General features: G+C 65.9%; 15 protein-coding genes. 9 read left to right on the top strand and 6 right to left on the bottom strand.

The genetic code is table 11. From position 1 onward, the window contains the following. Nucleotides 1–79: 79 nt before the first annotated feature. The 5 genes from THITH_RS06265 to THITH_RS06245 are packed head-to-tail and all read right to left on the bottom strand — an operon-like array spanning nucleotide 80 to nucleotide 4642. Nucleotides 80–553: a hydrogenase maturation protease gene (locus tag THITH_RS06265; protein ID WP_025367340.1), complete on the bottom strand. Its 474-nt coding sequence runs from the start codon at nucleotides 551–553 to the stop codon at nucleotides 80–82. Next, entirely contained in the window at nucleotides 554–1852 is a 1299-nt protein-coding gene (locus THITH_RS06260; protein ID WP_006748635.1) for a Ni/Fe hydrogenase subunit alpha, read from the bottom strand. It abuts the gene before it with no gap. Beyond that, nucleotides 1849–2691 carry an NADH-quinone oxidoreductase subunit B family protein gene (locus tag THITH_RS06255; RefSeq protein ID WP_006748634.1) on the bottom strand — a complete coding sequence of 281 codons (843 nt, stop codon included), beginning with the start codon at nucleotides 2689–2691 and terminating at the stop codon, nucleotides 1849–1851. Before THITH_RS06255 ends, THITH_RS06260 begins: the two co-directional genes overlap by 4 nt. A 12-nt stretch (nucleotides 2692–2703) precedes the next feature. Continuing rightward, on the bottom strand, nucleotides 2704–3537 hold the full coding sequence (locus THITH_RS06250; protein ID WP_006748633.1) for an FAD/NAD(P)-binding protein: 834 nt from the start codon (nucleotides 3535–3537) through the stop codon (nucleotides 2704–2706). Next, nucleotides 3524–4642: a 4Fe-4S dicluster domain-containing protein gene (locus THITH_RS06245; protein ID WP_006748632.1), complete on the bottom strand. Its 1119-nt coding sequence runs from the start codon at nucleotides 4640–4642 to the stop codon at nucleotides 3524–3526. The genes THITH_RS06250 and THITH_RS06245 overlap by 14 nt, the downstream gene beginning before the upstream one ends. Before the next feature lie 155 nt (nucleotides 4643–4797). Between THITH_RS06245 and fnr the strand changes: the two genes are divergently transcribed. Then, nucleotides 4798–5529: a fumarate/nitrate reduction transcriptional regulator Fnr gene (fnr, locus tag THITH_RS06240; RefSeq protein ID WP_006748631.1), complete on the top strand. Its 732-nt coding sequence runs from the start codon at nucleotides 4798–4800 to the stop codon at nucleotides 5527–5529. Further along, nucleotides 5504–5989, top strand: coding sequence for a DUF2390 domain-containing protein (locus THITH_RS06235; protein ID WP_041483406.1), 486 nt, complete (start codon nucleotides 5504–5506; stop codon nucleotides 5987–5989). The genes fnr and THITH_RS06235 overlap by 26 nt, the downstream gene beginning before the upstream one ends. A gap of 99 nt (nucleotides 5990–6088) precedes the next feature. Here the strand turns inward: THITH_RS06235 and THITH_RS06230 are convergent, their stop codons facing one another. Beyond that, the gene (locus tag THITH_RS06230) at nucleotides 6089–7372 is read right to left on the bottom strand and encodes an O-acetylhomoserine aminocarboxypropyltransferase/cysteine synthase family protein (protein ID WP_006748629.1); all 1284 of its coding nucleotides are present in this window, start codon (nucleotides 7370–7372) and stop codon (nucleotides 6089–6091) included. 398 nt (nucleotides 7373–7770) lie between these two features. Here THITH_RS06230 and ccoN point away from each other — a divergent pair, with 398 nt between their 5' ends. The 7 genes from ccoN to hemN all read left to right on the top strand — a co-directional run bounded on the left by ccoN (nucleotide 7771) and on the right by hemN (nucleotide 14561). Then, on the top strand, nucleotides 7771–9237 hold the full coding sequence (gene ccoN, locus THITH_RS06225; protein ID WP_006748628.1) for a cytochrome-c oxidase, cbb3-type subunit I: 1467 nt from the start codon (nucleotides 7771–7773) through the stop codon (nucleotides 9235–9237). Between the two features lie 18 nt (nucleotides 9238–9255). After that, entirely contained in the window at nucleotides 9256–9864 is a 609-nt protein-coding gene (ccoO, locus tag THITH_RS06220; protein WP_006748627.1) for a cytochrome-c oxidase, cbb3-type subunit II, read from the top strand. Nucleotides 9865–9894: 30 nt separating this feature from the next. Beyond that, nucleotides 9895–10050 (top strand): cbb3-type cytochrome oxidase subunit 3, encoded by a 156-nt coding sequence (locus tag THITH_RS06215; RefSeq protein ID WP_332254753.1) that lies wholly within the window; start codon nucleotides 9895–9897, stop codon nucleotides 10048–10050. Further along, nucleotides 10047–11000: a cytochrome-c oxidase, cbb3-type subunit III gene (ccoP, locus tag THITH_RS06210; protein WP_006748625.1), complete on the top strand. Its 954-nt coding sequence runs from the start codon at nucleotides 10047–10049 to the stop codon at nucleotides 10998–11000. Before THITH_RS06215 ends, ccoP begins: the two co-directional genes overlap by 4 nt. 108 nt (nucleotides 11001–11108) lie before the next feature. Continuing rightward, entirely contained in the window at nucleotides 11109–12533 is a 1425-nt protein-coding gene (gene ccoG / locus THITH_RS06205) for a cytochrome c oxidase accessory protein CcoG (RefSeq protein ID WP_006748624.1), read from the top strand. Between the two features lie 18 nt (nucleotides 12534–12551). Then, entirely contained in the window at nucleotides 12552–13058 is a 507-nt protein-coding gene (locus THITH_RS06200; RefSeq protein ID WP_006748623.1) for a FixH family protein, read from the top strand. 120 nt (nucleotides 13059–13178) lie between these two features. Beyond that, nucleotides 13179–14561, top strand: coding sequence for an oxygen-independent coproporphyrinogen III oxidase (gene hemN, locus THITH_RS06195; RefSeq protein WP_006748622.1), 1383 nt, complete (start codon nucleotides 13179–13181; stop codon nucleotides 14559–14561). The last annotated feature ends 10 nt before the right edge of the window (nucleotides 14562–14571 follow it).

Genomic DNA, 14571 nt, shown 5'->3' with positions numbered 1-14571 from the left:
AGCAGACGCTACCGACCACAGGCGACGCCACCCCACGGCTGCGGGGGGATGTATCGGCCGGCGCCGTCAGATCGTGCGCTCAGAAAAGCAGCACGCGGACACGGTCGAGCACGTCACGCAACGCCTTGGCGCGCCATCCGCGGTCCCCGTTGGCCGCACCCGCCTCGATGCCGATCAGATGCAGTCGCGCCGGAAGTACACCCAGCGCTCGGGCAAGCAGCAGGGTTTCGGCCAGACCGAGATCGTGGGTCGACGCGACGCGTGCGCGTGCGATCACCTCGTCGACGCTCAATTCCCGCACGCTGCCGGGCGGCAGGCCGGCCTGGATCGCGTCGATCAGGATCACGTTCGTCGAGGGCTCGAAACGGTCGATCAGTGCCGGACCCGGACGGTCCAGCGCTTCGAGCTCGGCCCGACGGTCGAGACCCGCGTCGCGCAACCGTTCGATTGCCGCCCAGCCGAGGTCGTCGCCGGCGGCCGGCGACCCCACCCCCAGGATCCGCCAGCGCTGCGCCGGCGGCCGCACGGGCATCGTGCCGCTCGAACGCCCCATTCACCTCCGCCGGACGCGGACCTTCAGGAAGTGCGTCGCGCAGGAGATGCAGGGATCGTAGTTGCGGATCACCATTTCGCCATGCAGGCGCAACGCATCGTCGTCGTGGTGCAGCCCGAAGTGCTCGAGTGAACGGCGCAGGTCGTCCTCGATGCGCGCCTGGTTCTGCGACGTCGGCGGGACGATCTGCGCGTGCGCGACCTTGCCCTGGGCATCGAGCCGGTACTGGTGCCAGAGGAGGCCGCGCGGCGCCTCGGTCGCCCCGCTTCCCTGCCCGGCCCCGGGGGCGACGGGGCTAAAGGCGGGCTCCCGCGGCCGGTACCGTTCCAGCAGCTCGATCGCCTGCAGCACCGCTTCGTGCAGTTCGACCGCCCTCGCGATCACTGAATGAAACATGTTGCGGCTCGGCATACGCAGGCCGGTGGCCGCGAGCGCGGCTCGCGCCGGCGGCGACAGCCGGTCGTGATTCAGGTTCAGCCGCGCCAGCGGCCCGACCAGATAGGGCTGCCCGTGCAGGTGGGCGTACAGCGCGGTCGAATGCGCGACATGGGATTCCTCGAAATGCTCGGGGTACTCGTGCACCGCGAGATCCAGCCCGCGGTCCGATACGATCCGGCCCGAGTACATCGGGTATTCGTTCTCGTGGCGCAGCGCCACTGAAGTGAAGTCCTGCATATCGTCGGGCAGCTCGAGACCGGCGGTGAACGCCACCAGCGCCTCGGCGTCCGGCAACGCGTCGCGGAGTTCCGCCAGCACCCCGGCGGCGCGTTCCGGGTCGGGTGCCCGGTGGAAGCCGCCCATGCGCATCCCCACCGGGTGCACCGAACGCCCCCCGAACAACCGGATCAGATCGTTGCCCAGGCGCTGCAGGCGCAGACCCCGGCGCACTGCTTCCGGGTGCTTCTCCGCCATCGCGATCGCGTTGTCGAAGCCGAGGAAATCGGGCAGCGCCAGCAGGTGGATGTGCAGCGCATGGCTCTGCAGCCACTCGCCGCAGTACATCAGCCGGCGCAGATCACGGACCCAGGTCGAAGGCTCGACCCCGAAGGCGTTCTCCAGCGCCTGAACCGCGGTCATCTGGTAGGCGACCGGGCAGATCCCGCAGATCCGTGCCACCACGTCGAGGACTTCGTCAGCCCCCCGGCCCTCCAGGAACTTCTCGAAGTAGCGCGGCGGCTCGAAGATGCGCAGGCGCAGTTCCTCGATCCTGCCGCCGGAGGCCGTCAACTCCAGCGCACCCTCGCCCTCGACTCGCGCCAGAACCGGCACTTCGATGCGAATCTCGCGCTGGTCGCTCATTCCGGCGCCTGCCATTTCAGCCACTCGGCACGGAACGATGGCGCATGGCTGTTGATGAAACGGAAGCGCCGGGAGACTGCCTCGGGCAGCAGGCCCAGCCCCTCGAAGCGGCGCGCCAGTGCGGCGGTATTCGGGTTTTCGGCCGGGCCGAAACAGGCGTAGCAGTCGCGTCCGAACGCCGGGCACAGCGCCCCGCAGCCGGTGTGCGTGACCGGACCCAGGCAGGGTTTGCCCTGCGCGACCAGCACGCAGACGTGCTGCTGGCGCTTGCATTCGACGCAGAGTTTGTCCTTGTCGACCACCGGCGCGACCCCGAACAGCAGTTGGCGCAGTGCCTGGAACACCTGGCGTGCATTCACCGGGCAGCCCCACAGCTCGAGATCGACCTTCACGTGCTCGGCGACCGGCGTTGCCATATCCAGGCTCTGGATGAACTCGGGTTGGGCATAGATCGCGTCGGTCCATTCGGCGACACCCGCGGCATTGAAGTTCCGCAGTGCCTGCAACCCGCCGGAGGTCGCACAGGCGCCGATGCTGACCAGGTACCGGCTGTTCTCCCGCACCTTGCGGATGCGCTCGGCCTCCTCTGCGGTCGAGATGCTGCCTTCGACGAAGGCCAGGTCGACCGCGCCCTCGGGATCGACTGGCCCGGCCTCGGCGAAATGCACGATGTCGACCTGTTCCGCGAGCTGCAACAGCGCCTCGCCCGCGTTCAGGAACGCAAGCTGACAGCCATCGCAGGAACTGAACTTGTGCACTGCAACCCGGGGGCGCGGCTGCGCACGCGCATTGAACCGGTCCAGTGCGCTGATCGGCAGAATCCGTTCGCTGGTCGCCATGTTCGCCTCCGGTCAGAAGCCGGTCACGCCGAGCCAGGGGCGCAGCGCCGGGTAGTGGAATACAGGCCCGTCGTGGCAGACGAAGTACGGTCCGAGCTGGCAGTGCCCGCAATGGCCGATCCCGCACTGCATGTTGCGCTCGATGCTGAGCCAGATCGCCTCCGGCGGCACATGCAGCGCCAGCAGGCGCTCGATCGACGACTTCATCATGATCTCGGGGCCGCAGAGCATCACGATGCTGCGCTCGGGATCGATCGCCGCCTGGCTGAACAGCACGGTGACCTTGCCGACGCTGTACGGCCAGTTCGGGCCGCCGACATCGGACGCAAGCAGCACCTGCACGTCCGAAAGCATCTCCCAGCGCTCGTACTGGCGGCGCCAGATCAGGTCGTCGGTATGCTTCACGCCCTGCAGGATCACGATCCGCCGAAAGCGCTCGCGGCGCTCGATCACATACCGGATCAGCGAAACCAGCGGCGCGCAGCCCAGCCCCCCGGTCACGAACACGACATCGCGTCCCTCGGCTTCCTCGAGCGGCCAGCCGCGACCGTAGGGACCGCGCAGACCCATGCGGTCACCGACCTTCAGCCGTTCCATGCCCCGCGTGACCCGGCCCACCGACCGGATCGTGTGCTCCACCGGCCCCTGCACATCGGGATCGGACACGATCGAGATCGGGATCTCGCCAACGCCGTAGAGGTACAGCATGTTGAACTGTCCCGGCTGGCATCGGTACTCCCGCTCGATCTCGGGATCGGTGAAACGCAGGTGCAAGGTGTAGATCGTCGGTGTTTCCTCGATCCGCTCCACCACCTCGACCTCGACCGGCCGGTCAGGACTGCGCATCGCCGGACTCCAGTAGCGCCGCGACCTCGGCGGTGATATCGATCCCCACCGGGCACCAGGCAATGCAGCGCCCGCAGCCGACGCAGCCGGAGCGCCCGTACTGTTCGTGCCAGGACGCCAGCTTGTGCGTCAGCCACTGGCGGTAGCGCAGCCGGGTCTCCTCGCGCACCAGGAAATGCCCCATGTAGCTGTGCACGGCAGTGAAACAACTGTCCCACTGGCGCAGGTGATCGCTAGCGCCCGCGTCCAGCGCCGGCTCGTCCTGCTCGGCATGGCAGAAGCAGGTCGGGCAGACCGCGGTGCAATTCCCGCAGGACAGACAGCGGCGGCCGATGTCGTCCCAGTGTGGGTGTTCGAGGCGCGCATACAGCGCGTCCTTCAGGTTCCGCCCGGGCAAGCTCCGCGTCTGGCGTTGCGCGGCCGCGTCGATCTCGGCATCGGCCTGTTGGCGTTGTCCGGGCGTCGCCGGTGCAAGATTCAGACGCGCGAGAATCTCGCGCCCGCGCTCGGTATCGGCGGTGGCGAGAAACCCCTCGTCGAGCTCGGACAACGCGATATCGAATCCGGATTCCGCCCTCGGCCCATCGCCGGTCGAAGCGCAGAAACAGGTATCGGCCGGGTGACTGCAGTGCACCGCAACCAGCAGCAGGCTGTCGCGGCGTGCGGCATAGTGCGAATCGGGACTGGGTTCCCGCAGGAAATGCCGCTCCTGAATCCGCAATGCCGCCAGATCGCAGGCCCGGACGCCGATGACCGCGGTCGGCACATGCCGCGCGCCGGCGTCGCGGAAAACCAGCCGGCCCTCGTCATCGCGCTCGCAACGCCAAAGCGTTTCGCGCGGGGCAAAGGTCAGCGGCTTCAGCGCCTGCGGCCCGTTCGCCCAGGCGAAACAGCGACCGTGCCCGGCGTCGGTCAACCGGTAGTGCCCGGGTCGCTGATGGTCTCCCATGCCTACGGGCAGATCCGCCGCTGCAGCGATCTCGCGGATGGTGATCGCCCCATCGCGAGCCATCGGCCCCAGAATCCGCCCGAATCCAGCGTCGCGCAACGCCGACAGGAAGGCATCCAGCGCTTCCCGCGGCAGAAACTGGGGGGAAATCGTCATAGCGCAAGAGGGTAGACCATCCGCCGTGACAAGGCGATGACCTGGATCAGAAACGCCGCCGTTGCACAGACCCCGGCCACGCAAGGGCACACAGAACCCATCCCCGGCACCGGTCCTCTTTCCTTCGGGAGCGGTTTCTGCTTACATCGGGATCCATGACGATTCATGCTTCGGGTTCCTGTGACCAGTGCTCGCTGAAGCTTCTCTGCCTGCCCGTGGGCCTGCCGGAGAACGAGCTCTGGCAACTCGATGAAATCGTCCAGCGGCGCCGGCCGATTGCGAAGGGGCAGCTGCTGTTCCGCATGGGCGCACCGTTCACCTCGGTCTACGCGGTACGGACCGGCTCGCTGAAGACCGTGCTGCTCGCCGACGACGGCACCGAGCAAGTGACCGGCTTTACCTTGGCCGGCGAGATGCTGGGACTCGATGCGATCAACCGGGGCCGCCACCCGGTCAGCGCGGTGGCCCTGGAATCAACCAGTTTGTGCGAGATCCCGTTCGAAAAGCTCGACCTGCTGGCGGGCCACTTGCCGAGCTTCCGGCAACACCTGATGCGGACGATGAGCCGCGAGATCGCGTCCGACGAATCGCTGCTGGCACTGCTGGGCCAGCGCAACGCGGAACAGCGCTTGTCGGCGTTCCTGCTGAGCCTGTCGACACGGTTCCGCGCACGCGGCCTGATGGCCGACCACTTCGCGCTGAGCATGTCGCGCGCCGACATTGCGAGCCACCTCGGGCTGACGCAGGAGACGATCAGCCGGCTGTTCACCCAGTTTCGCAAACAGGGGCTGGTCGAGATCCACACGCGGGATCTGACCCTGCTCGACATGGACAGCCTGCATCGGATTGCCGGCATCCGGTTTGAGCCCCTCTCCCGGATCGCCTGACCCACCCCGCACCCCGCGACCGGAGCGCGACGCTTTCTGGTCGTTTGCGCTGTCCGCCTGGCAGCACCCCGTGGTCCGCGAGCGTCTGCTGCGTTGGCAGGATCGGGATCGGATCGTGGTGCTGTTCGCGCTGTTCGCCTGCTGGTACCCGGCGCGCCTCGCGCCCGCGCAGTGGGCGGCGCTGAAGCAGGCCTCCGATCGGTGGAACTCGCGCGTGACCCGACGCATCCGGAGCCTCCGGCGGCGCGCGCGACACCTGGACTGGCCAGGGGGTTATCGCGCCCTGCAGCTGCTGGAACTCGAAGCCGAACGCGTGGAGGCCGCCTGGCTCGCCACCAGGGCGTGCCCGGCACCGGAGAACACCTTGCCGATCGATCGCCGGTTCCGGCTGGCACGCCTGTTCCCGCGGCTGCCGGCAACGGAAATCGAGGAGCTGCTGAACGCACTCGGCGAATGCTGATTCGCGCGGTCCGGCTGGCGGCCCGCAGGTACCGCGCACCGGGCCGACCGCGCAAGGCCGGTGCGCGGCGTCCGGGCGCGTACGAACCCGACCTTCGGATCAGACCGCGGCTGCGAGCGCCTGTTCCAGGTCGCCCAGGATGTCGTCGACATGTTCGATGCCGACCGACAGACGCACCATGTCTTCGCGGACCCCCGCCCGTTCCAGCTCCTGCGCCGAGAGCTGCCGGTGCGTGGTCGTCGCCGGATGGCAGGCCAGGCTCTTGGCGTCGCCGATGTTCACCAGCCGCGTCACCAGCTGCAATGCATCGATGAACTTCGCACCTGCCGCCCTGCCTCCGTGCGGGCTGCGGATTCCGAAACTGAGAATGCCCGCGGCGCGGCCGCCCATGTAGCGTCGCGCCAGCGGGTGGTCGGGATGGTCGGGCAGCCCCGCATAGGCCACCCAGCTCACGGCGGCATGCCGGTCGAGGAACTGGGCCACTGCCAGCGCGTTCTCGCAGTGACGGTCCATCCGCAACGCCAGCGTCTCGATCCCCTGCAGCACCTGGAAGCTGTTGAACGGCGAAATCGCGGCGCCCATGTTGCGCAGCGGCACCACCCGCGCGCGGCCGATGTAGGCCGCCGGGCCGAACGCCTCGGTGTAGGTCACGCCGTGATACGACGGATCCGGCTGGGTCAGACCCGGAAAGCGCTCGGCGTGATCCGCCCAGGGGAAGCGCCCCGAATCGACCAGCACTCCGCCGATGGTGGTGCCATGCCCGCCCATGTACTTGGTCAGCGAATGCACGACGACATCGGCTCCGTGCTCGAACGGTCGGCAGAGGTACGGGGAAGGCACGGTGTTGTCGACGATCAGCGGGATCCCGTGCCCGTGCGCCAGGTCCGCGAGCGCCGCGAGGTCGGCCACGTTGCCGGCCGGGTTGCCGATCGATTCGCAGAACACCGCCCGCGTGTCCTGGTCGATCAGTCCACGCATCGCGTCGATATCGCCGGGAGGCGCAAACCGCACCTCGATACCGTAGCGCGGCAGCGTGTGCGCGAACAGGTTATAGGTACCGCCGTACAGCGTGCTGGTCGTCACCACGTTGTGGCCGGCCTCGGCCAGGGTCATCAGCGAGGCAGTGATCGCAGCCATCCCCGACGCGAATGCGAGCGCTCCGACGCCGCCTTCGAGTGCCGCGACGCGCTGCTCGAGCACGTCGGTGGTCGGGTTCATGATCCGGGTGTAGATGTTGCCGGGCACCTTCAGGTCGAACAGATCCGCGCCGTGCTGGGTGTCGTCGAAGGCGTAGGACGTCGTCTGGTAGATCGGCACGGCTACCGCCCGGGTGGTCGGATCCGGACTGAAACCGGCGTGGATCGCCTGCGTCTCGAATTTCATCGTTGCGTCTCCTCGTTCGGTGGGGGGCACGGCGCAGTCCTTCGGGTTCTGATGCCCGATTGGGCCGCGTGGAACCGGCGCGCCGAGGATACTGCACCCGGCCGGGGGGCAACAGCACCCGGCGAGCGCCACACGGCGACTCGATGGGGACACGGGGAGCACGGCGCAAGCACGCGGGCGACACCCCCTCCCGGCCGCCTGCCTGCAACGATGGGTATAACCCATTCGGGATATCGACCGTTCCACGGGCCTGTTGGTTCCCGCGAAAACGCCCGCGCGGATGAAAAGTGTTGACCTGGATCAACCCAAACCGCGTTTCTTCGCCTACACTCCGCAGAGCAGCGCGAGCGGGGTGGCGGCCCCGGTCGGGCTGGTTTTGTCACCGATGGGGGAAATCCATGGAAACAACCGCAGATACTCACAAGGCAGGCGCAGGTACCCACAAGGCGGAAGCGACACAGGAGACCTACAACTACAAGGTCGTCCGGCAGTTCGCGATCATGACCATCGTATGGGGTGTGGTCGGAATGCTGGTCGGGGTAATCATTGCGGCGCAGCTGGTCTGGCCGCAGCTCAACGTCCACGAGTGGCTCAGCTTCGGGCGTCTGCGCCCGCTGCACACCAACGCGGTGATCTTCGCCTTCGGCGGCTCCGCGCTGTTCGCCACCTCGTACTACATCGTCCAGCGGACCTGCCAGACACGGCTGTTCGGGGGGGCGCTGGTGGGCTTCACCTTCTGGGGCTGGCAGCTCGTCATCGTGCTGGCCGCGATCACGCTGCCACTCGGCATGACCATGGGCAAGGAATATGCCGAACTCGAGTGGCCGATCGCGATCCTGATCGCGGTGGTCTGGGTCGCCTACGCGATCGTGTTCTTCGGCACGATCATCAAGCGCAAGGCCAAGCACATCTACGTCGCGAACTGGTTCTTCGGCGCCTACATCATCACCATCGCGATGCTGCACATCGTCAACAACATGGCGATCCCGGTGACGCCGTTCAAGTCCTACTCGCTCTACCCCGGAACGATGGACGCGATGATCCAGTGGTGGTACGGGCACAATGCGGTCGGCTTCTTCCTGACCGCGGCGTTCCTGGGGATGATGTACTATTTCGTTCCCAAACAGGCTGGACGCCCGATCTTCTCCTACCGGCTGTCGATCGTGCACTTCTGGGCGCTGATCTCGCTGTACATGTGGGCCGGCCCCCACCACCTGCACTACACCGCGCTGCCTGACTGGGTGCAGTCCCTCGGCATGGTGTTCTCGCTGATGCTGCTGGCGCCGTCCTGGGGCGGCATGATCAACGGGATCATGACCCTGTCCGGGGCCTGGCACAAACTGCGCACGGATCCGATTCTGCGCTTCCTGATCGTCGCGCTGTCGTTCTACGGTCTGGCCACGTTCGAGGGCCCGATGATGTCGATCAAGACCGTGAACGCGCTGTCGCATTACACCGACTGGACCATCGGCCACGTGCACGGGGGTGCGCTCGGCTGGGTGGCGATGATCTCGATCGGCTCGCTGTACGCGCTGATCCCGGTGCTGTTCGGCAAGGAGCGCATGTACTCGATCAAGGCGATCGAGTGGCATTTCTGGCTTTCGACCATCGGCACCGTGATGTACATCGTCTCGATGTGGATCTCGGGCGTGATGCAGGGCCTGATGTGGCGGGCGGTGAACCCCGACGGAACGCTGACGTACAACTTCGTCGAGACTCTGGTGCAGATGTATCCGTACTACTTCCTGCGGTTCCTGGGCGGCGCGATCTTCTTCGTCGGCATGTTCTTCATGATCTGGAACGTCTGGAAGACCATCTCCGGAACCAAGCCGGTCGTGCACACCGTGCCGCAGACTGCACATTGATCAGGGGGAGAACACACCATGAGTCATGAAGTCGTCGAGAAAAACATCGGCCTGATGATCGTGCTGATCATCATCGTGATCAGCATCGCAGGCCTGGTGCAGATCGTGCCGCTGTTCTACCTGAACAGCACCACGCAGCCGATCGAGGGGATGGAACCGCGATCCGCGCTGGAACTGGAGGGGCGCGATATCTACATCCGCGAGGGCTGTTACACCTGCCACTCGCAGATGATCCGTCCGTTCCGCGCGGAGACCGAGCGCTACGGCCATTACTCGGTGGCCGGGGAGTTCGTCTGGGATCACAACTTCCAGTGGGGCTCCAAGCGCACCGGCCCGGATCTCGCCCGGGTTGGCGGCCGCTACAGCGACGAGTGGCACCGCCTGCACCTGATCGACCCGCGCGCGGTGGTGCCGGAGTCGAACATGCCGGCCTACGCCTTCCTCGAAGATCGCGAGATCAACGCGGATGTGACCCCCCGCAAGATGCGTGCGCTGCAACGTCTCGGTGTCCCCTACACCGATGAGCAGATCGAAGCGGCCGCCGACGAGGTCCGCGGCAAGACCGAGATGGACGCGATGATCGCGTATCTGCAGGGTCTGGGCACCGTCCTCGCGCACTGGAGATAGCGGATGAGCTTTGGATGGATCCACGGCCTGATGACGGTCCTGCTGATGATCCTCTTCGCGGGGATCATCTGGTGGGCCTTCAGCAGGCGGAACAAAGAGCGTTTCGAAGAAGCCGCCAATCTTCCGTTTGCCGATGACGACAACCACCCGGCCCCGAAGCGGTCGCACGAAGGAGACAAGAAATGAACGAACACGACATGAGTACCTTCTGGCACTGGTGGGTTGTGGGGCTCACCGTCGCCAACATCCTGGGCATGGCCTGGCTGATCCTCTGGACGGCCAAGAAGCGCCCCGGCGAAGTGGCGCAGGGCGAGGAAATGGGCCATACCTGGGACGGCCTGTCCGAATACAACAACCCGCTGCCGCGCTGGTGGCTGTACCTGTTCTGGATCAGCATCGTGTTTGCGGTGATCTACCTGATCCTGTACCCGGGGCTTGGCCGCTTCGCGGGGCTGCTGGGCTGGCACTCGGGCAACATGCTGAACGTCGAGGACAGCCAGTACCAGCGCGAGATGCAACGTGCCGAAGAACGCTACCAGCCGATCTTCGCGGCAATGGCCGATCGCGAAATCACTGCGCTCTCCCGCGACTTTGAGGCCCTGACCACTGGCCGCCGCCTGTACCTGAACTACTGCGCGATCTGTCACGGTTCCGATGCGCGCGGGGCCCACGGGTTCCCGGACCTCGCCAACGGTGTCTGGCAGTGGGGCGGCAGCCCGGACGACATCAAGACGACCATCCTGCACGGGATCAACTACGACGGCGATGCGAATACCCGCCGCGGCGAGATGCCAGCCCATGGCGCGTTCATGGACTCCGAGGCCATCGAGCAGACGGCCCATTACGTGCTGCAACTCTCGGGCCGGCCCGATGCCGACGCCAGCCTCGCCAGCGCGGGTGAAGCGCACTACAACAGCTACTGCATGGCATGCCACGGCGCCGACGGCACCGGCATGACCGCGCTGGGTGCGCCGGACCTCACGCAGGACGCATGGACCTTCGGCGGCTCGCTGGAAGCCATCAAGACCAGCATCGCCGCAGGCCGCAAGGGCGAGATGCCAGGGTTCGTCGATCTGCTCGGCGAGGATCGGGTGCACGTGCTGTCCGCCTACGTGTACAGCCTCGACCGCGACTGACGGTCGTCCGCAAGCGACGGGCGGGCTACAATGGATTTGTAGCCCGCCCGTTTTCTTTTCGTAGCCCGCGTTACCCCCTCCCGGACCACACTGGACACGAACGACGCCATGTCTGAGAACGACACCCGCCGGAAACGCAAGGCCTCGACGACTCCCCCCGAGGGTCTGGAAGGCGAACTCTACGCGAAGCACCAGAAAATCTATCCGCGCCAGGTCCACGGCCTGTTCGCACGGCTTCGCGTCACCGCGCTGCTCGTACTCCTCGGCATCTACTATGGATTGCCCTGGGTGCAGTGGGAGGGCCGGCAGGCGGTTCTGTTCGATCTGCCCGAGCGCAAGTTCCACGTATTCGGACTGACCTTCTGGCCGCAGGATTTCTTTCTGCTCGCCGTGCTGCTGGTGATCGCGGCGCTGTCGCTGTTCTTCTTCACCGCACTCGCCGGGCGCCTCTGGTGTGGCTACGCCTGCCCGCAGACGGTCTGGACCGAAGCCTTCCTGCGCATGGAGCGCTGGTTCGAGGGCGACCGGGCGAAGCAGATGAAGCTGGACAAGGCCCCGTGGAACCGCGAGAAGATCCTGCGCAAGACCGGCAAGCACACGGCCTGGGCCGTGTTCGCGCTATTCACCGGTCTGACCTTTGTCGGCTATTTCGTGCCGATTGCCGACCTGATCCCGCGTTTCTTCACGCTGAACACCGGCGGCTGGGAGACGTTCTGGATCCTGTTCTACGGCTTCGCGACCTGGGGCAACGCGGGTTTCATGCGCGAACAGGTCTGCATCTACATGTGCCCGTACGCGCGCTTCCAGAGCGCGATGTTCGACAAGGATACGCTGATCATCTCCTACGACGAGGAACGTGGCGAACCGCGCGGGCCACGCAGGAAGGGGGTGGATCACAAGGCGAAGGGACTGGGCGATTGCATCGAATGCACCCTGTGCGTCCAGGTTTGCCCGACCGGCATCGATATCCGAGACGGGCTGCAGTACCAGTGCATCGGCTGCTCGGCCTGCGTCGATGTCTGTGACGAGGTGATGGAGAAAATGAACTACCCGAAGGGGCTGATCCGCTACACCACCGAGAACGCGATGGGGGGCAAGCCCACGAAGCTCCTGCGCCCGCGCGTGATCCTCTACGGGATGCTCCTGCTGGTGTTGCTGGCCGGTTTCGTGTATGGAGTGGGGGCGCGCAACCCGGTCGGCATCGATGTGATCCGCGACCGGAACGTGCTATACAGGGATCTGCCGGGCGGTCAGATCGAAAACGTCTACACCCTGAAGCTGACCAATCGCAGCACCGAGACACGCCATTTCGTAATCGACGTCTCGGGCGTCGAAGGTGCCGAACTCGCATGGGAAGAAGGCAGCTTCGTTGAGGTGCCCCCGGGACGAGTGATCGAGTTCCCGGCGAGCGTACGGGCCGATCCCGCGGCGCTGGACCGTGCCAGTTCGGAACTGATGTTCCGCGCGCAGGTCGTCGATCGGCCCGAGTTGAGCAACGAGCGATCGAGCCGCTTCGTCGGCCCGGTTCGCTGACGAATCAGGAACAAGGACATGCGTTATCCCCGCGAAGATCAGGAACCCTGGTACAAGCATTTCTGGCTCTGGTTTGTGGTCACACCGCCATTCGTCGGCATTCTGATCGGGGGGCTGCTGGTGACTGCGGCCACCTACGATCCGGACGGACTGGTGGTGGACGATTACTACCAGGAGGGACGCGGCATCAATTATTCGCTCGAGCGTGCCGAATTCGCCCGCAGCCTCGGACTCTCGGCCGCGGTCCTGATCGAGGGCGAGCGAGTGTGGCTGTACCTGAACAGCGATGTGACGGTCCCGAACGAGGGCTTGCAACTGACGTTCGTTCACCCGACCCGCAATCACCTCGACCGGAAACTCACACTCGCCTACGACGCGGGGCGCGGGATGCATTATGCGGATGTCAACCCGCTTCCGGCGGCCCTCTGGCACCTGCATCTGGAGCCCGAGAATGGTGCCTGGCGACTGCGGGGCCGGCTCGGCGAGCTCCATGCCCACGAGGTCGTGCTGCAACCCAGTACCTGACGGCACCGGCGCAGCCCGCGCCCTGCTGGACGTCGGGCTGCGCCGACCCTTCAACGCGCGCTGCCCGTCTGCGTGCGTATCGGGTGACAGCCAGGCCCCCGAACCGACCGGATGCTGACCATGCAAGCGAACCCGATCTTCGACGCCGACCTGATCCGCCGTTACGACAAGGCGGGACCGCGCTATACCTCCTACCCGACCGCAGTGCAGTTCCACGACGGCTTCGACGAATCCGAGTACCGCCGCCAGGCCACGATCAGCAACGCCCGCGGCGGCCCGCTGTCGCTGTATTTCCACATTCCGTTCTGCGACACCGTCTGCTACTACTGCGCCTGCAACAAGGTGGTCACCAAGGTCCGGGCCAAGGCGGTCCCCTACCTGGACGATGTCTACCGGGAAATGGCGCTGCAGGCCGCCCTGTTCGAACCCGGCCGGCCGGTCGAACAACTGCATTGGGGCGGCGGCACGCCCACCTTCCTGAGTCCCGACCAGATGCGCGAACTGATGGCCCGGACCGGACGGCATTTCGCACTGAAGACAGACGACACCGGCGAGTACTCGATCGAGATCGATCCGCGCGAGGCCGACGCCGGCACGGTCGCAGTGCTGCGGGAACTCGGCTTCAACCGGATGAGCCTCGGCGTACAGGATTTCGATCCGACCGTACAGCAGGCCGTGAACCGCATCCAGTCCGAGGCACAGACGCTCGCGGTGTTGCAGGCCGCCCGCGCCGAAGGCTTCCATGGCGTCAGTGTCGACCTGATCTACGGCCTGCCGTTCCAGACCGTCGACAGTTTCCTGCGCACGCTGGACCGCGTGATCGACGCAAGCCCGGACCGGCTGTCGGTGTTCAACTACGCTCACCTGCCGACACGGTTCATGCCGCAACGGCGAATCAACGCAGATGACCTCCCTGCGCCCGCAGTGAAGCTTTCGATCCTCGAGGCCACCATCGAACGGCTGACCTCGGCGGGCTACGTGCTGATCGGCATGGACCATTTTGCGAAGCCGGAAGACCCGCTTGCCATCGCGCAGCGCGAGGGCAGCCTGTACCGAAATTTCCAGGGCTATGCCACGCACGCCGAATGCGACCTGGTGGCGATGGGCGTGTCCGCGATCAGCCAGGTCGGCGACAGCTTCAGCCAGAACGTGAAGGATCTCGAGACCTATCGCTTGATGCTGGCCGAGGGCCGCCTGCCGATCGAGCGCGGCCTGGTGGTCAACGACGACGACAAGCTTCGCCGGGCGGTAATCACCGAGCTGATCTGCCACTTCGAACTCGACGGCGACGCAATCGGCGAACGCTTCGGCATCCCCTTCGCCGACTACTTCAGCACCGAACTCGAACACCTGGCGCCGTTCATCGACGACGGGCTGGTCCGTGTCGACGGCAACCGCATCCAGGTGCTGCCGGTCGGCCGGCTGATGATCCGCAACGTCTGCATGACCTTCGACCGCTACCTCGACACCGCGGGCGAACGGCGCTTCTCACGGACGCTCTAGTACCCGGCAC

The organism is Thioalkalivibrio paradoxus ARh 1 (assembly GCF_000227685.2).
GTDB lineage: Bacteria > Pseudomonadota > Gammaproteobacteria > Ectothiorhodospirales > Ectothiorhodospiraceae > Thioalkalivibrio > Thioalkalivibrio paradoxus.
This window is presented reverse-complemented; position numbering and strand designations above follow the sequence as displayed.